Annotated in this window: 16 protein-coding genes and 2 tRNA genes; all 18 read right to left on the reverse strand. The window is 53.9% G+C overall.

Annotated elements, in window-relative coordinates:
* Positions 1-19 precede the first annotated feature (19 nt).
* The 18 genes from DOU50_RS10060 to sdhB all read right to left on the reverse strand — a co-directional run bounded on the left by DOU50_RS10060 (position 20) and on the right by sdhB (position 17165).
* A tRNA-Val gene (locus DOU50_RS10060) sits at positions 20-95 on the reverse strand.
* 26 nt (positions 96-121) lie between these two features.
* Positions 122-197, reverse strand: a tRNA-Lys gene (locus DOU50_RS10065).
* 161 nt (positions 198-358) lie between these two features.
* Positions 359-1150 carry a cell division protein CpoB gene (cpoB, locus tag DOU50_RS10070; RefSeq protein ID WP_024908792.1) on the reverse strand — a complete coding sequence of 264 codons (792 nt, stop codon included), beginning with the start codon at positions 1148-1150 and terminating at the stop codon, positions 359-361.
* Between the two features lie 9 nt (positions 1151-1159).
* Entirely contained in the window at positions 1160-1681 is a 522-nt protein-coding gene (gene pal, locus DOU50_RS10075) for a peptidoglycan-associated lipoprotein Pal (RefSeq protein ID WP_003858578.1), read from the reverse strand.
* A 35-nt stretch (positions 1682-1716) separates the two neighbouring features.
* The gene (gene tolB, locus DOU50_RS10080) at positions 1717-3009 is read right to left on the reverse strand and encodes a Tol-Pal system beta propeller repeat protein TolB (protein ID WP_032649508.1); all 1293 of its coding nucleotides are present in this window, start codon (positions 3007-3009) and stop codon (positions 1717-1719) included.
* 134 nt (positions 3010-3143) lie between these two features.
* Complete coding sequence (gene tolA, locus DOU50_RS10085; RefSeq protein WP_048990051.1) at positions 3144-4445, reverse strand: cell envelope integrity protein TolA; 1302 nt, start codon at positions 4443-4445, stop codon at positions 3144-3146.
* A gap of 28 nt (positions 4446-4473) precedes the next feature.
* Entirely contained in the window at positions 4474-4902 is a 429-nt protein-coding gene (gene tolR / locus DOU50_RS10090) for a colicin uptake protein TolR (RefSeq protein WP_003858589.1), read from the reverse strand.
* 3 nt (positions 4903-4905) lie between these two features.
* The gene (gene tolQ / locus DOU50_RS10095; protein ID WP_008501101.1) at positions 4906-5598 is read right to left on the reverse strand and encodes a Tol-Pal system protein TolQ; all 693 of its coding nucleotides are present in this window, start codon (positions 5596-5598) and stop codon (positions 4906-4908) included.
* Positions 5595-5999, reverse strand: a complete 405-nt coding sequence (gene ybgC, locus DOU50_RS10100; protein ID WP_003858593.1) for a tol-pal system-associated acyl-CoA thioesterase — start codon at positions 5997-5999, stop codon at positions 5595-5597. Before ybgC ends, tolQ begins: the two co-directional genes overlap by 4 nt.
* 148 nt (positions 6000-6147) lie before the next feature.
* On the reverse strand, positions 6148-6438 hold the full coding sequence (gene ybgE, locus DOU50_RS10105; RefSeq protein ID WP_008501100.1) for a cyd operon protein YbgE: 291 nt from the start codon (positions 6436-6438) through the stop codon (positions 6148-6150).
* Positions 6438-6551, reverse strand: coding sequence for a cytochrome bd-I oxidase subunit CydX (cydX, locus tag DOU50_RS10110; RefSeq protein ID WP_003858598.1), 114 nt, complete (start codon positions 6549-6551; stop codon positions 6438-6440). Before cydX ends, ybgE begins: the two co-directional genes overlap by 1 nt.
* Positions 6552-6565: 14 nt before the next feature.
* On the reverse strand, positions 6566-7705 hold the full coding sequence (gene cydB, locus DOU50_RS10115) for a cytochrome d ubiquinol oxidase subunit II (protein WP_148769308.1): 1140 nt from the start codon (positions 7703-7705) through the stop codon (positions 6566-6568).
* Positions 7706-7720: 15 nt separating this feature from the next.
* Complete coding sequence (gene cydA, locus DOU50_RS10120) at positions 7721-9289, reverse strand: cytochrome ubiquinol oxidase subunit I (RefSeq protein WP_048990050.1); 1569 nt, start codon at positions 9287-9289, stop codon at positions 7721-7723.
* A 730-nt stretch (positions 9290-10019) separates the two neighbouring features.
* Positions 10020-10889 (reverse strand): succinate--CoA ligase subunit alpha, encoded by an 870-nt coding sequence (gene sucD / locus DOU50_RS10125; RefSeq protein ID WP_008501094.1) that lies wholly within the window; start codon positions 10887-10889, stop codon positions 10020-10022.
* A complete protein-coding gene (sucC, locus tag DOU50_RS10130) occupies positions 10889-12055 on the reverse strand; it encodes an ADP-forming succinate--CoA ligase subunit beta (RefSeq protein ID WP_006809579.1) in 1167 nt (388 codons plus the stop codon). The genes sucD and sucC overlap by 1 nt, the downstream gene beginning before the upstream one ends.
* A gap of 117 nt (positions 12056-12172) precedes the next feature.
* Positions 12173-13393: a 2-oxoglutarate dehydrogenase complex dihydrolipoyllysine-residue succinyltransferase gene (odhB, locus tag DOU50_RS10135; RefSeq protein WP_008501093.1), complete on the reverse strand. Its 1221-nt coding sequence runs from the start codon at positions 13391-13393 to the stop codon at positions 12173-12175.
* 14 nt (positions 13394-13407) lie between these two features.
* A complete protein-coding gene (sucA, locus tag DOU50_RS10140) occupies positions 13408-16215 on the reverse strand; it encodes a 2-oxoglutarate dehydrogenase E1 component (RefSeq protein WP_032649515.1) in 2808 nt (935 codons plus the stop codon).
* Between the two features lie 233 nt (positions 16216-16448).
* Positions 16449-17165 (reverse strand): succinate dehydrogenase iron-sulfur subunit SdhB, encoded by a 717-nt coding sequence (sdhB, locus tag DOU50_RS10145; protein ID WP_008501090.1) that lies wholly within the window; start codon positions 17163-17165, stop codon positions 16449-16451.
* Between the last annotated feature and the right edge of the window lie 9 nt (positions 17166-17174).

The raw sequence follows: 17174 nt of genomic DNA on the forward strand, positions 1-17174 counted from the left end.
ACTGAGCTAACGACCCGAGTGGTGGGTGATGACGGGCTCGAACCGCCGACCCCCTCCGTGTAAAGGAGATGCTCTACCAACTGAGCTAATCACCCACTCTGTACTGCCGGTATGCGTTAAGTGGTGGGTCGTGCAGGATTCGAACCTGCGACCAATTGATTAAAAGTCAACTGCTCTACCAACTGAGCTAACGACCCACTTTTACGCTGTTTTCACGTTGTTTGATATCCCGTGGCAACGGCGGCATATATTACTGATTTAAGAATTCAGCGCAACAAAAATTTCGATGAAGATCACTTAACTGCTTACGAATCATGCTGCACGACCAGAAATAACGCGATTTCTGGTCATGCGATAATCATCCCATCGAATTCAGACGTTTTTGCGCCTGCTTAGCACCTTCGGTACCCGGGAATTTAGAGACCACCTGCTGATAAACCGCTTTGGCTTTCGCAGTGTCGCCTTTGTCCTGCATGATGACGCCCACTTTGTACATCGCATCAGGCGCTTTTGGCGATTTCGGGTAGTTTTTTACCACGGAGGCAAAATAAAACGCCGCATCGTCCTTTTTACCCTTGTTGTAATTCAGCTGACCGAGCCAGTAATTCGCATTTGGCTGATAAGTGGAATCAGGGTATTTCTTAACAAAGTTCTGAAACGCAGCAAGCGCGTCATCCTGACGAGATTGATCCTGCACCAGGGCAATGGCCGCGTTGTAGTCCGTATTCGCGTCACCGCTCTGTACAGGCGCACCTGTTGAAGCAGAAGCATCCGCAGCCGGAGCTGATGTCGCTGCACCGCTCTGATCGCCCGCGGCTGGCTGTGCTTGTGCTGCACTACCACTGCTCAGGCTATCCATCTGCAGCAAAATCTGCTTCTGACGTTCCACAACCTGGTTAAGCTGATACTGGCTTTCCTGAATCTGACCGCGGAGAGCGTCAATATCATTCTGGTTATCGGAGAGCTGTTGCTGGAGTTGGGTTAAAAGCTGGCTGTGAGCGTTAGAAATACGCTCGAGTTGAGTGACCCGGTCTTCTACCGAGCCTGAGCCGACACTACTGATTGGTGCCTGAGCAAAAGCGGCCCAGGGGGCCGCTATTCCAACCAGTAACGACAGACTCAACAGATGATGTCTGAAGTTACTGCTCATGCAATTCTCTTAGTAAACCAGTACGGCACGACGGTTTTTGGAGTAAGCCGCTTCGTCGTGACCCAGTACTGCAGGTTTTTCTTTACCGTAAGAAACGATGGAGATCTGGTCAGCAGAAACGCCTTTACCCTGCAGGTACATTTTAACAGCGTTAGCACGACGTTCACCCAGGGAGATGTTGTACTCTGGAGTACCACGTTCGTCCGCGTGACCTTCTACGGTGACTTTGTAAGATGGGTTGCTACGCAGGAAGTTAGCGTGCGCATCCAGCATCGCAGCGAAGTCAGAACGGATGTCGTATTTATCCAGATCGAAGTAAACGATGTTGTTCTGCTGCAGCTGCTGCATCTGAAGACGCGCTTGCTCTTCAGAAGACATGTTGCCATTGCCGTTCGCGTCCATACCGGTGCCGGCACCCATCATGCCTTCGCCGCTCTGGTCATTGCTTGCGTTCTTGTTAGAAGAACACGCTGCGATTGCCATTACAGGCAGAGCGATCATCAGCCCCTTCAGCACTTTGTTCAGTTGCATTTCTATGATTCCTTTAGTAATCAATTAATTATTATTTACAGATACGGCGACCAGGCAGGAGATTTTACCTGTCCATCAGTTGCCGGAATACGCGCTTTGAAACGCCCATCTGTAGAAACCAGATTCAGCACAGATCCCATCCCCTGAGAAGAGCTGTAGATTACCATCGTGCCGTTAGGTGCCAGACTTGGCGTTTCATCCAGGAACGTTGACGACAGAACTTGAACGCCACCCGCTACCAGATCTTGTTTGGCAATGTGCTGCTGCCCACCGTTGGAGCTCACCATTACCATAAATTTACCGTCGCTGCTCACGTCTGAGTTCTGGTTCTGCGAACCTTCCCAGGTAATACGCTGCGGAGCACCGCCGTTGATGTTGACTTTGTAGATTTGTGGACGGCCAGCCTGGTCAGAGGTAAACGCCAGGTTTTGACTGTCCGGGAACCATGAAGGTTCGGTGTTGTTGCTGCGACCGTCGGTCACCTGACGGATCTGGCCAGAGCCAATGTCCATCACGTACAGGTTCAGGCTACCGGTTTTTGACAGCGCAAACGCCAGTTTAGAACCGTCCGGAGAGAACGAAGGCGCACCGTTGTGACGTGGGAAAGATGCTACCTGACGAACAGCACCGTTTGCCAGCGTCTGGATAACCAGTGCTGAACGGCCACTTTCGAAGGTGACATACGCCAGTTTAGAACCGTCCGGAGACCAGGCCGGAGACATCAGCGGCTGTGAAGAACGTTTCACCAGGAACTGGTTGTAGCCGTCGTAGTCAGATACGCGCAGCTCATACGGGAACTGACCACCGTTGGTCTGCACCACATAAGCAATACGGGTACGGAACGCACCTTTAATACCGGTCAGTTTTTCGAATACCGCATCGCTGGCAGCGTGAGCCGCGTAGCGCAGGTACTGCTTAGTGACCTTGTAAGAGTTCTGAGCCAGAACGGTACCCGGTGCACCGCCGGTATCCACCAGCTGCCAGGCCACGTTGTAAGAGCCGTCCGGGTTAGGCGTAACCTGACCCACAACCACGGCATCAATACCCAGCGCAGACCATGCTGCAGGCTGTACTTCCTGCGCGCTACCCGGCTGCTGAGGCAGACGAGAACGATCTAACGGGTTGAATTTACCGCTGTTACGAAGGTCAGCCGCCACGATGCCACCGGCATCTTCAGGTGCAGCGCCAGGACCGGCCCACTGGAACGGAACAACACCGATTGGGCGTGCCGAGTCCACCCCCTGGGTGATCTCGATACGTACTTCTGCGTGCAGTACTGCTGCCCACAGCATTAAAAAACCAAATGCTACACGTAATGCCTGCTTCATCATATCTCCCTTATCCGGGTAACCTTACCCACGATAATTTAGCAGAATGTTAACAAACTCAAATAGACAAAACTACCCGAACCCTGTGACTAAACCTGGTCTATTTTTCCCCGTTTGCACGGGGAAAATGTAACTTAAGGTTTGAAGTCCAGCGGCGCATTTTTGAAGACTTCGTAAACTGCCTGAGACGGCGGTTTCGGCATCTTCGCCTGACGCGCTGCAGCCAGGGCCGCAGTACATAAAGCCGGGTCGCCACCTTCCGACTTGATATCCAGCAGCATGCCGTCCGGAGCCAGTTTTATACGCAACGTACACGTTTTACCGGTATAGGAAGACGCATCATAGAATCGGCTTTCAATAGCGGATTTAATCTGCGCGGCATAACCGTTGATTTCAGCCCCGGTCGCACCGTTACTCTTAGTGTTACCACTTCCGGTCGGCGCTGCGTTGTTTCCTTTCGCCCCACCGCCCGTTTTCGGTGCATTCTTACCGGAACTCAAATCGCCCAGCAGATCGTCAACCCCTGCGGCAGCAGCAGCTTTTTCAGCGGCGGCAGCTTTTTTAGCAGCCGCTTTTTCAGCAGCGGCTTTCTTATCGGCAGCGGCCTTCTCAGCTGCAGCTTTTTTATCAGCAGCGGCTTTTTCCGCGGCAGCTGCTTTTTCTGCTGCCGCTTTCTCAGCAGCAGCCGCTTTCTTAGCGGCCTCGGCAGCAGCTTTCTTCTCTGCGTCCTGAGCGGCTTTCTTCGCGGCTTCCGCTTCAGCTTTCTTCTGAGCATCAGCAGCGGCTTTCTTCGCGGCTTCCGCTTCGGCTTTCTTCTGAGCATCAGCAGCGGCTTTCTTCGCGGCTTCCGCTTCAGCTTTCTTCTGAGCATCTGCAGCAGCTTTCTTCGCGGCTTCTGCTTCAGCTTTCTTCTGAGCATCAGCAGCGGCTTTCTTCGCCGCTTCTGCCGCTAATTTTGCCTGGGCATCAGCCTGTGCTTTCGCGTCCGCTGCGGCTTTTGCTGCCGCCTCTTCCGCCTGCTTTTGCTGTTCCTGTGCTTTCTTCGCGGCCTCTTCGGCTTGTTTCTGCTGTTCCGCCTGCTCTTTTGCGGCTTCCTGCGCCTGCAAACGTTCTTTCTCAAGCTGCTTCAGACGTTCCTGCTCTGCGGCCTGCTTTTCACGCAGCTCTTCCGCCTGCTGTTGCGACTGTTTTTCACGCTGCTCTTCAGCCCGTTTGGCACTCGCCTTCTGCTGTTGTTCGCGATTATAGTTCTGTACTACCGCACCGGGATCCACCATCACGGCGTCAATGGAAGAGCCTCCACCGCCGCCGGCTGATGCATCAATATGCTCGTCGAACGAACTCCAGATCAGCGCTGCAAAGAGAATAACGTGCAGCACTGCGGAGACGATTATCGCTCGCTTAAGCTTGTCGTTCTGTTCGGTTGCCTTTGACACTATCGGTTCCCAAAAACTACGCGGATGATCAAATAGGTTGGGTCATTAAGCCAACTGACTTAACACCCGCACTATGTAGCAAGTTCAGCGCTTTAATAATTTCATCGTAGGGTACGTCTTTCGCGCCACCGATTAAGAAGACCGTTTTCGGATTTGACTCCAGGCGACGCTGCGCTTCAGCAATCACCTGCTCAGGCGGCAGCTGATCCATACGATCTTTCTCTACCACGACGCTGTATTGCCCTACGCCGGAAACCTCAATGATAACCGGAGGATCGTCATTGGTGCTCACCGCCTGTGATTCTGTCGCATCCGGCAGATCCACTTCCACGCTCTGGGTAATGATTGGCGCTGTCGCCATGAAGATCAGCAGCAGTACCAACAGGACGTCCAGCAGTGGAACGATATTGATTTCGGACTTGAGCTCGCGACGACCTCGTCCACGCGATCTGGCCATGGTTTACCCCTTGTTGCTCTCGGTGCTGGTAAACGCCTGACGGTGCAGAATCGCAGTGAACTCTTCCATAAAGTTGTCGTAGTTCAGTTCCAGTTTGTTCACACGCTGGTTCAGACGGTTGTATGCCATAACCGCCGGAATTGCCGCAAACAGACCGATAGCGGTCGCAATCAGTGCTTCAGCGATACCCGGTGCAACCATCTGCAACGTCGCCTGCTTCACCGCGCCCAGCGCGATAAAGGCGTGCATGATCCCCCACACGGTACCAAACAGGCCGATATACGGGCTGATGGAACCGACAGTGCCGAGGAAAGGAATATGCGTTTCAAGGTTTTCCAGCTCGCGGTTCATAGAGATGCGCATCGCACGCGAGGCACCTTCCACCACCGCTTCCGGCGCATGATTGTTTGCACGATGCAGACGGGCAAACTCTTTGAAACCGCTATAAAAAATTTGCTCGGAGCCTGTAAGGTTTTCACGGCGTCCCTGGCTTTCCTGATACAGACGAGAAAGCTCAATACCCGACCAGAACTTATCTTCAAACGCTTCAGCTTCACGGCCAGCGGCATTGAGGATACGCGTTCTCTGGATGATGATGGCCCAGGATGCGATTGAAAAACCAATCAAAATCAACATGATAAGTTTAACCAGAAGGCTTGCCTTCAGGAACAAATCAAGGATATTCATGTCAGTCACTGCTTAAACTCCGCGACAATAGACTTAGGAAGCGCACGAGGCTTCATTATGGTTGGATCAACACAAACAATCAGTACTTCAGCTGAGTTCAGTACGGTATTCTCTGCGTTGACTATCCGCTGCGTGAAAACCAGTGAGGTCCCGCGCATTGATGTAATTTCAGTTTGGACTTCGAGCATATCGTCGAGTCTGGCAGGCGCAAAATACTCAAGCGTCATCTTGCGAACCACGAAGGCAACTCGCTCAGCCAACAGTACCTGTTGACTAAAGTGATGATGGCGCAGCATCTCTGTGCGTGCCCGTTCATAAAAAGCAACGTAGCTGGCGTGGTAAACCACACCACCGGCATCGGTATCTTCGTAATAGACACGAACCGGCCATCGAAACAGCGTTGTATTCACTTTACATCCCGGTAATGCAACAAAAGTTAATGCTTTTAAACTTCGCTACTATACGCGCGGGAAAGAGGGTTGGGAATGGGGGAAAGTAAACGGAGAGTAAATTTTTATGGGCTCGGGTAAGCCCATAACGTTAACGGACATTTCTTATTCAGAAGAAGAAGAAAATCAAACCGGCGAGAAGCACCAGATCGGCAATCAGCGGGCAAAAAATTCCCTGCCAGTGAACGGCTTTCGGACGAAAGCCCACGCCGTGGATCACACCTGCACACACCGCCCACATAATGAGGAAGCCGTGCCAGATTTCAAGCTCGCTGGTTTTCGCTGCAAAGCGCGAAGGGTCCCAGAAGATACAACCTGCCAGCAGTAATGCCATCACTAAAGAAAGCGCCCGTAACGGGCGCTTGTCCATTACCGCGTAAAGTTTCGCGATAATATTCATCAGTGTTTTTCTTCACCCGCTTTGGTCGCTTCTACGTGCTCAAGCGCCAGGGCAGTGATGACACCAAATGCACAGGCAAGAAGCGTCCCTAAAATCCATGCGAAATACCACATATTCAGCTCCTTACTTAGTACATAGAGTGGGTGTTGCTTTCGATATGTTCTTTCGTGATGCGACCGAACATTTTCCAGTAACACCAGATGGTGTAGGCCAGAACAATCGGAACGAATACGCAAGCAACATATGTCATCAGGTTCAGCGTCATATGGCTGGACGTTGCATCCCACATGGTCAGGCTAGCATTCAGCATGGTGCTGGATGGCATGACGAATGGGAACATCGCAATACCCGATGTCAGGATGATGCACGCCAGGGTCAGTGATGAGAACACGAACGCCAGAGCGCCTTTCTCCAGACGGGACGTCAACACGGTCAGCAGCGGCAGCAATACGCCCAGAGCCGGAATAGCCCACAGCGCAGGGGTATTGTTAAAGTTCACCAGCCATGCACCTGCCTGACGCGCCACTTCTTTGGTCAGCGGATTAGACGGCGCAGTATGGTTAATCGCAGACGTCACCACGTAGCCATCAATGCCGTACACCACCCACACACCAGCCAGTGCGAAGCAGACCAGCGTGACCAGCGCAGCGACCTGAGCCGTCGCGCGAGAACGCAGGTGCAGTTCACCAACCGTACGCATCTGCAGGTAGGTTGCGCCCTGAGTGATGATCATCGCCACGCTCACTACGCCGGCCAGCAGACCAAACGGATTCAGCAGCTGGAAGAAGTTACCGGTGTAGTAGAGACGCATGTACTCGTCCAGGTGGAACGGCACGCCCTGCAGCAGGTTACCGAACGCCACGCCGATGACCAGCGGTGGAACGAAGCTACCGATGAAGATGCCCCAGTCCCACATGTTGCGCCAGCGGGTATCTTCAATCTTGGAACGGTAGTCGAAACCGACCGGACGGAAGAATAAAGAGGCCAGCACCAGAATCATCGCCACATAGAAACCGGAGAACGCAGCCGCATAGACCATCGGCCAGGCGGCGAACAGCGCGCCGCCTGCGGTGATCAGCCACACCTGGTTACCGTCCCAGTGTGGGGCGATGGAGTTGATCATGATTCGACGCTCGGTGTCATTACGACCGAGGAAACGGGTGAGCATCCCCACCCCCATGTCGAAACCATCCGTGACGGCGAAACCGATCAGCAGAACGCCAACCAGCAGCCACCAGATAAAACGCAATACTTCATAATCGATCATTTGATGACTCCTGTCTTAGCGTGCCGGCTGAGTAGTCGCAGTGGACTGCTCGTAGTGATAGCGACCGGTTTTCAGGCTGCTTGGGCCAAGGCGCGCGAACTTGAACATCAGGAACAGTTCAGCCACCAGGAACAGGGTGTACAGACCACAAATCAGCAGCATGGAGAAGATCAGGTCACCTGCGGTCAGGGACGAGTTCGCTACCGCCGTTGGCAGCACCTCACCGATCGCCCATGGCTGACGACCATACTCCGCCACAAACCAGCCTGATTCAATTGCGATCCACGGCAGTGGAATACCGTACAGCGCAGTGCGCAGCAGCCATTTTTTCTCGCCGATACGGTTGCGAATCACGGACCAGAAGGACGCCGCAATGATCAGCAGCATGATGATGCCGCAGCCCACCATGATACGGAATGCGAAGTACAGTGGCGCAACGCGTGGAATCGAGTCTTTGGTTGCCATCTGGATCTGTGCTTCTGTCGCATCAGACACGTTCGGGGTATAGCGCTTCAGCAGCAGACCGTAACCCAGATCTTTCTTCACGTTATTGAACTGGTCGCGAACGGCCTGGTCGGTAGAACCGGCACGCAGCTGTTCCAGCAGCGAGTAGGCTTTCATACCGTTACGGATACGCTCTTCGTGCTGAACCATCAGCTCTTTCAGCCCCGTCACCTGCTTATCAACAGAACGGGTGGCGATGATACCCAGCGCGTAAGGGATCTGAATCGCGAAGTGGTTTTGCTGCGCGTCCTGATCCGGAATACCGAACAGCGTAAAGGCCGCAGGCGCCGGTTGGGTTTCCCATTCGGCTTCGATAGCGGCCAGTTTGGTTTTCTGCACGTCACCCATTTCGTAACCGGATTCATCCCCCAGAACGATAACAGAGAGGATTGCAGCCATACCGAAGCTTGCCGCGATAGCAAAGGAGCGCTTAGCAAACGCGAAGTCACGACCGCGCAGCATGTAGTAAGAACTGATACCCAGGATAAACATTGCGCCGCACACATAGCCAGAAGCGACGGTGTGAACGAATTTAACCTGCGCAACCGGGTTCAGGACCAGCTCGGCAAAGCTGACCATCTCCATACGCATGGTTTCGAAGTTGAAATCAGACGCGATCGGGTTCTGCATCCAGCCGTTCGCCACCAGGATCCACAGCGCGGACAGGTTCGAACCTAATGCCACCAGCCAGGTCACCGCCATATGCTGGACTTTACCCAGACGGTCCCAACCGAAGAAGAACAGACCTACAAAGGTGGATTCGAGGAAGAATGCCATCAGACCTTCAATGGCCAGCGGCGCACCGAAGATATCCCCTACATAGTGGGAATAGTAAGACCAGTTAGTCCCGAACTGGAACTCCATAGTCAGACCGGTTGCCACGCCCAGTGCGAAGTTGATACCAAACAACTTGCCCCAGAACTTGGTCATATCTTTATAAATCTGTTTGCCGGAGAGAACGTATACCGTTTCCATGATGGCCAGCAGGAACGCCATACCGAGCGTCAGTGGCACAAACAGGAAGTGGTACATCGCGGTCAAGGCAAACTGTAAGCGCGACAGTTCGACTATATCTAACATCATGACTCCTTGCTCATCGCATGAAGACTCCGAGAGTGAACCCCGTCAGAGAGAGATCCACACGCATGCCCCAATACAAATTATTCGCATCCTTGTCGTCGTTATTACCCTGAAGGAGGATAAAAACGATGACGTGAGGTTACAAATACGTTAATAAAAAACTCAAATTGATCCCGCAAATATAATACGCTGCAAAACCCTTACAATAAACAGGTTTTTATTGAATCACATTTACGTTTTTCGACGGTGATCAATTTATAGCAAAATTACCACTTTTCGGCCATTTTGATCGCGGACAATTTAGCGCCTTTTGGTGTGTTTTTCCAAACATTAAACATTGATTTAAATCAAAAACAATCTGTTATGTTAATTGTGTTTTGATGCGGTGAACATAGTAAAGACCATGTTAAAGATATGTATATAAAATACAATTAAGGTTATCGAATCGACGGGTGAATATAAACAGAAGTGATTTTTATTAACTTAGTAGTCTGAATGCCGATTTATTCAGGACATAAATTTTAGTGGGTTTTTCGTTTTTTTCCATCTGCTCTCTTTAAGGCAAATAAATAACAATTATTTTACTTTTACATCCTCTCTAATTAACACCTGTTTGTGACTATTGCATGACGCCCGGCAGGCAATAAAAAAGGCCGCTTTACAGCGGCCAACCATGTCGAAACGGACATTTTTATACTGCAACGCCCCCCTTTCGGGGAGCAGAGAGGACTTACTTAATGATGGATTTCAGTGCTTCGCCGATATCCGCCAGGCTGCGAACGGTTTTCACGCCTGCGGCTTCCAGCGCTGCGAATTTCTCATCAGCCGTACCCTTACCACCGGCGATGATCGCGCCTGCGTGACCCATACGCTTGCCTTTCGGCGCAGTCACACCCGCGATGTAACCCACAACTGGCTTGGTCACGTGTTCTTTGATGTAAGCAGCCGCTTCTTCTTCCGCGCTACCACCGATCTCACCGATCATCACGATCGCTTCGGTCTGTGGATCTTCCTGGAACAGCTTCAGGATGTCGATGAAGTTAGAGCCCGGGATCGGGTCACCGCCGATGCCCACGCAGGTGGACTGGCCGAAGCCGTAGTCGGTGGTTTGCTTAACGGCTTCATAGGTCAGGGTACCGGAACGGGACACGATGCCCACTTTGCCCGGCTTGTGAATGTGGCCCGGCATGATGCCGATTTTGCATTCGCCTGGGGTGATAACGCCTGGGCAGTTCGGGCCGATCATACGCACGCCTGCTTCATCCAGCTTCACCTTCACGGTCAGCATATCCAGCGTCGGGATGCCTTCTGTGATAGTGATGATCAGCTTGATGCCTGCGTCGATCGCTTCCAGAATGGAGTCTTTGCAGAACGGCGCCGGAACGTAGATCACGGTCGCGGTTGCGCCCGTCGCCTCTACGGCTTCACGCACGGTGTTGAACACCGGCAGGCCCAGGTGGGTGGTGCCGCCTTTACCTGGCGTTACGCCGCCAACCATCTGCGTACCGTAGGCAATCGCCTGTTCGGAGTGGAAAGTCCCCTGGCTACCGGTGAAGCCCTGGCAGATAACCTTGGTATCTTTATTAATTAAAACTGACATTATTTCCCCTCCACTGCGGCAACAACCTGCTGAGCTGCATCCGTCAGACTTTTCGCTGCAATAATATTCAGGCCGCTGTCAGCCAGTTTTTTCGCGCCGAGTTCAGCGTTGTTACCTTCCAGACGTACAACAACCGGAACGTTAACACCCACTTCTTCTACCGCACCGATGATACCGTCGGCGATCAGGTCGCAACGGACGATACCGCCGAAGATGTTAACCAGAACGGCCTTCACGTTGTCGTCGGAGAGAATGATTTTGAACGCTTCGGTTACGCGCTCTTTGGTTGCGCCACCGCCCACGTCGAGGAAGTTTGCTGGCTCACCGCCGTGCAGCTTAACGATGTCCATGGTGCCCATCGCCAGGCCCGCACCGTTAACCATGCAGCCGATGTTGCCGTCCAGCGCCACGTAGTTCAGCTCCCACTGTGCAGCCTGCGCTTCACGCGGATCTTCCTGAGACTGATCGCGCATTTCGCGCAGATCCGGCTGGCGGAACAGCGCGTTACCGTCAGCGCCCAGCTTGCCGTCGAGGCAGATCAGGTCGCCCTGGGTGGTGATCACCAGCGGGTTAATCTCGATCAGCGCCAGATCGCGCTCCAGGAAGATGGTTGCCAGACCCATGAAGATCTTGGTGAACTGCTGAACCAGTTTACCTTCCAGACCCAGTTTGAACGCCAGCTCGCGACCCTGGTAAGGCATTGGGCCCGCCAGCGGATCGATAGCCACTTTGTGGATCAGGTGCGGGGTCTCTTCCGCCACTTTTTCGATTTCCACGCCGCCTTCGGTAGACGCCATGAACACCACGCGACGGGAGCTACGGTCAACAACCGCGCCCAGGTACAGTTCTTTCGCGATGTCGGTCGCCGCTTCAACCAGGATCTGATTAACCGGCTGGCCGTTCGCGTCTGTCTGGTAGGTCACCAGACGCTTGCCGAGCCAATGTTCAGCAAACGCACGAATCTCTTCTTTACTCTTAACAACCTTCACACCGCCCGCTTTACCACGGCCACCAGCGTGAACCTGACACTTAACTACCCACGGGCCGGAACCGATTTTAGATGCAGCTTCTTCTGCTTCACGCGGGGTAGTACAGGCATAACCCACCGGAGCCGGTAAGCCATACCGGGCAAACAGCTGTTTGGCCTGATATTCATGTAAGTTCATGTGTTCTATCCATCCTTCAGGGTAATCGTTATCTTCAAACCTGTAGACCGGCGCAGTCTGTGTGCCGGATGGCGCTACGCTTATCCGGCCTACAGGGCAGGTGATGCTAAATAGTCACTAGACGTCCAGCAGCAGACGCGTTGGATCTTCCAGCAGCTCTTTAATCGCTACCAGGAAGCCCACGGACTCGCGGCCGTCGATCAGGCGGTGGTCGTAAGAGAGCGCCAGATACATCATCGGCAGGATCTCAACTTTACCGTCTACCGCCATCGGGCGATCTTTAATGGCATGCATACCCAGGATCGCGCTCTGCGGCGGGTTAATGATCGGGGTAGACATCAGCGAGCCGAATACGCCGCCGTTGGTAATGGTGAAGTTACCGCCGGTCAGATCGTCTACGGTCAGCTTGCCGTCGCGGCCTTTAACAGCCAGCTCTTTAATGTTTTTCTCGATGTCAGCCATACCCAGGGTATCCACATCACGCAGAACCGGCGTTACCAGGCCACGTGGGGTAGAAACCGCCATGCTGACGTCGAAATAGTTGTGGTAAACCACGTCATCGCCATCGATAGACGCGTTCACTTCCGGGTAGCGTTTCAGCGCTTCAACTACCGCTTTCACGTAGAAGGACATAAAGCCCAGACGGATACCGTGACGTTTTTCAAACGCGTCACCGTACTGCTTACGCAGGTCCATGATTGGCTTCATGTTCACTTCGTTGAAGGTGGTCAGCATCGCGGTGGAGTTTTTCGCTTCCAGCAGACGCTCGGCCACGCGCTTACGCAGGCGAGTCATCGGCACGCGTTTTTCGCTGCGGGCGCCCAGAGCAGGCTGAGCTGCTGGTGCTGCCGCAGGGGCTTTCGCTTCTGCCTGAGCAGGCGCTTTCGCCAGGTGTTTGTCGATGTCTTCGCGGGTCAGACGACCGCCCACACCGGTGCCTTTGATGGCTGCCGGGTCAAGGCTGTGTTCAGCCAGCAGGCGACGGATCGCCGGGCTGAGGGCGTCGTTAGACTGTTCTTCCAGAGAAGCCTGCTGGCGCTGAGCCGGCGTAGAGGCTTTCTCTTCAGACTTCGCGCTGGACTCTTTGCCCGCGCTGTTGCCTTCACGCAGGCGACCCAGGATCTGACGAGAGGTGACGGTGGTACCTTCATCTTCCAGCACCGCGTCCAGAACGCCATCCGCCGAAGCCGGTACTTCCAGTACCACTTTGTCAGTTTCGATTTCTACCAGCACTTCATCGCGCTTAACGGCATCGCCTGGTTTTTTGTGCCAGGTAGCGACGGTCGCATCTGCTACGGATTCAGGCAGGTCGGGAACAAGAATATCTACGCTACTCATTTTGTATCCTTTAATTAATCGACGTTCAGCGCGTCATTGACCAGATCTTGTTGCTGCTTCTGGTGAACGGACATATACCCTACCGCCGGAGAGGCGGAGGCCGGGCGACCTGCATAACGCAGGGCTGACCCAAATGGAATCACTTCACGGAAATGATGCTGGCTGCAGTACCATGCGCCCTGGTTGAGCGGCTCTTCCTGGCACCAGACAAAATCATGTACGTGAGCATATTGTTTCAGCACTTCCTGCATCGCCTGATGCGGGAACGGATAAAGCTGTTCGATACGCACGATGGCGACATCTTTCTGATCGTTCTTGCGGCGCTGTTCCAGCAGGTCGTAATAAACCTTACCAGAACACATCACCACGCGCTTCACGCCCTGCGGATCCAGCTCGTCAATTTCACCAATGGCCGGCTGGAAGGTACCGTTCGCCAGTTCTTCCAGGCTGGACACCGCCAGCGGATGACGCAGCAGGGATTTCGGCGACATCACCACCAGCGGACGGCGCATACCGCGCAGCGCCTGACGACGCAGCATGTGGTACACCTGAGCCGGCGTGGACGGCACGCAGACCTGCATGTTCTGCTCGGCGCAGAGCTGCAGATAACGTTCCAGACGCGCGGAGGAGTGCTCCGGACCCTGTCCTTCATAACCGTGCGGCAGCAGCATTACCAGGCCACACATACGGCCCCACTTCTGCTCGCCGGAGGAGATGAACTGGTCGATCACCACCTGCGCACCGTTGGCGAAGTCGCCGAACTGCGCTTCCCAGATGGTCAGGGTGCGTGGTTCAGCGGTGGCGTAGCCATATTCGAAGGCCAGTACCGCTTCTTCAGACAGCACGGAGTCCCAGACCTTGAACTGGCCCTGACCGTTGTGCACGTGCTGCAGCGGGGTGTAGGTTGAACCGTTGGACTGGTTGTGAACAACCGCGTGACGGTGGAAGAAGGTCCCACGGCCCGCATCTTCACCGGACAGACGAACAGGAATACCTTCGTCAACCAGCGTTGCGTAAGCCAGCGTTTCCGCGCCGCCCCAGTCGAACAGCTTTTCGCCTGCCGCCATGGACTGACGGTCAGCGTAGATTTTCTGCACGCGAGACTGCATCTCGATAGCGTCCGGTACGGTGCTGATGCGTTTAGCCAGCTCCTGCAGGCGCTTCATCTCCACCTTGTTCGGGTAGCTCTCATCCCACTCGTGGTTGAGGTACGGGGACCAGGTAAAGGAGTGCATGTTCATCGGACGCAGCTCTTTCACCACGCATTCACCCGCATCCAGCGCGTCGCGGTAGAGGTTGACCATTTCGGTCGCATCTTCCAGCGTCGCCACTTTGTCGCTCTCCAGCTTGTCAGCATAGATTTTGCGCGGGGTTGGGTGTTTTTTGATTTTCTGGTACATCAGCGGCTGGGTTGCACTTGGCTCATCCGCTTCATTGTGGCCGTGACGGCGGTAGCAGAAGAGGTCAATGAACACATCGCGTTTAAAGGTATTACGGAAGTCCAGCGCCAGACGGGTAACGAAAGCAACGGCTTCCGGGTCATCCGCGTTAACGTGGAAGATCGGCGCCTGTACCATCTTACCGATGTCGGTGCAGTACGGGGTAGAACGCGCATCCAGCGGGTTAGAGGTGGTGAAGCCCACCTGGTTGTTGATCACGATGCGAACGGTACCGCCCACTTCGTAACCACGCGCTTTCGACATGTTCAGGGTTTCCTGAACCACGCCCTGCCCTGTTACCGCCGCATCACCGTGGATGGTGATTGGCAGCACTTTATTGCTGCTTGGCTCGTCCAGACGATCCAGTCGCGCACGTACGGAACCGATAACCACCGGGCTGACGATTTCCAGGTGTGACGGGTTAAACGCCAGCGCCAGGTGAACCAGACCGCCTTCGGTTTCGATATCAGACGAGAAGCCCATGTGGTACTTCACGTCGCCGGTGCCGAGGTGTTCTTTATGTTTGCCCGCGAATTCGTCGAACAGGTCCTGTGGTTTTTTACCCAGCACGTTGACCAGTACGTTCAGACGACCGCGGTGCGCCATACCCAGTACCACTTCACGGGTACCGCTCTTGCCTGCGTGACGAATCAGCTCTTTCAGCATCGGCACCAGCGCGTCGCCGCCTTCCAGCGAGAAGCGTTTTGCGCCCGGGAATTTCGCGCCCAGATAGCGCTCAAGCCCTTCCGCTGCGGTCAGTTCGTTCAGGAAGCGTTTTTTCTCGTCAGCCGAGAAGGTCGCGTGGCCCGCTACGGATTCGATGCGCTGCTGGATCCAGCGTTTCTCTTCAGTAGAGGTAATGTGCATGTATTCCGCGCCGATGGAGCCGCAGTAGGTTTGCTTGAGCGCGTCAATCAGATCGCCCAGCTTCATCGTGTCTTTGCCGATGGCAAAGGAACCTACGTTAAAGCTTTCCTGGAAATCGGCCTCGGTCAGATCGTGATACGCCGGATCGAGATCGGCCACACGGTCTTGTTTCCACAGTCCCAGCGGATCGAGATTCGCATGCTGGTGACCGCGGAAGCGATAAGCGTTGATAAGCTGCAGGACTTTAACCTGCTTCGCATTGGTGTCAGGGTCGGAAATCGCAGAAGAGTAACGTGAGGCATCCTTCGCCAGACGACGGAAATAATCACGTGTTTTGGAATGGAATTGATCCGGTTTGACCCCTGTGCCAGGCAACTGCTGGAACATGGAACGCCAGTTTGCGTCCACTGAGTCAGGATCGGTTAAGAAGTCTTCATAGAGCTGTTCTATCCAGCTCTGGTTCGCACCAGAGAGGTAAGAAGAGTCCAGCCAGGCTTTCATTGCGCCGTTCTGCATCGTGATCCCTTAAGCATTTTTATGCTTACTTTCGCCGTAGAAACTACCACGCACACCACGTGTACGTGCCGGGGTTCACCTGCGAGCTCTTTTCATTTGGCCCGCGAAGGAACCTTTAGAAACTGTCTGGACTTCAGGGTAGTACAGGGCAGTTTTTAAAGGTTTCTGCAATCTGTTCCCTCTCCCTTTGGGAGAGGGTCAGGGTGAGGGGAACAGCGCTCCCCTCTCACTACTTACGCACTGCGCTGCAGCAGCATCGACTTAATATGGCCGATGGCGCGCGTCGGGTTCAGTCCCTTCGGACACACACTGACGCAGTTCATGATGCTATGGCAGCGGAATACGCTGAAAGCGTCACTCAGTCCTTCCAGACGGCTGTCGGTTTCGGTGTCGCGGCTATCGATCAGGAAGCGATAGGCAGCCAGCAGACCGGCCGGGCCGATAAACTTGTCCGGGTTCCACCAGAACGACGGGCAGGACGTTGAACAGCATGCGCAGAGAATACACTCGTACAACCCATCGAGTTTTTCACGCTGCTCAGGAGACTGTAAGTGCTCGCGAGCGGGTGGATTTTGCCCATTATTCAATAAGTAAGGCTTAATCTTCTCATATTGTGCATAGAATTGCCCCATGTCTACCACCAAATCACGCACAACCGGCAGGCCTGGCAGAGGACGGATAACAATTTTCTGACCAGGACGCTGCAACGCTGAAATTGGCGTGATGCAGGCCAGGCCATTTTTGCCGTTCATGTTCACCCCGTCAGAGCCACAAACCCCTTCACGGCAGGAGCGGCGGAACGACAGCGTTGGATCTTTTTCTTTCAGCTGGATTAAGGCATCCAGCAGCATCATGTCACGACCTTCTTCCGCTTCCAGGGTGTAGTCCTGCATGCGCGGAGCGTCATCAACATCCGGGTTATAACGATAAACTGAGAATTCGAGTTTCATTATCCTGTC

The sequence above is a fragment of the Enterobacter sp. C6 genome (genome assembly GCF_008122455.1).
GTDB classification, from domain to species: Bacteria; Pseudomonadota; Gammaproteobacteria; order Enterobacterales; family Enterobacteriaceae; genus Enterobacter; species Enterobacter pseudoroggenkampii.

Coding starts and splice junctions, on each gene's coding strand:
- cydB (WP_148769308.1), bottom strand. CDS start 7,705: ATGATCGATTATGAAGTATTGCGTTTTATCTGGTGGCTGCTGGTTGGC.
- tolB (WP_032649508.1), bottom strand. CDS start 3,009: ATGAAGCAGGCATTACGTGTAGCATTTGGTTTTTTAATGCTGTGGGCA.
- sdhB (WP_008501090.1), bottom strand. CDS start 17,165: ATGAAACTCGAATTCTCAGTTTATCGTTATAACCCGGATGTTGATGAC.
- cpoB (WP_024908792.1), bottom strand. CDS start 1,150: ATGAGCAGTAACTTCAGACATCATCTGTTGAGTCTGTCGTTACTGGTT.
- pal (WP_003858578.1), bottom strand. CDS start 1,681: ATGCAACTGAACAAAGTGCTGAAGGGGCTGATGATCGCTCTGCCTGTA.
- tolR (WP_003858589.1), bottom strand. CDS start 4,902: ATGGCCAGATCGCGTGGACGAGGTCGTCGCGAGCTCAAGTCCGAAATC.
- cydA (WP_048990050.1), bottom strand. CDS start 9,289: ATGTTAGATATAGTCGAACTGTCGCGCTTACAGTTTGCCTTGACCGCG.
- odhB (WP_008501093.1), bottom strand. CDS start 13,393: ATGAGTAGCGTAGATATTCTTGTTCCCGACCTGCCTGAATCCGTAGCA.
- sucD (WP_008501094.1), bottom strand. CDS start 10,889: ATGTCAGTTTTAATTAATAAAGATACCAAGGTTATCTGCCAGGGCTTC.
- ybgE (WP_008501100.1), bottom strand. CDS start 6,438: ATGAATATTATCGCGAAACTTTACGCGGTAATGGACAAGCGCCCGTTA.
- sucA (WP_032649515.1), bottom strand. CDS start 16,215: ATGCAGAACGGCGCAATGAAAGCCTGGCTGGACTCTTCTTACCTCTCT.
- sucC (WP_006809579.1), bottom strand. CDS start 12,055: ATGAACTTACATGAATATCAGGCCAAACAGCTGTTTGCCCGGTATGGC.
- cydX (WP_003858598.1), bottom strand. CDS start 6,551: ATGTGGTATTTCGCATGGATTTTAGGGACGCTTCTTGCCTGTGCATTT.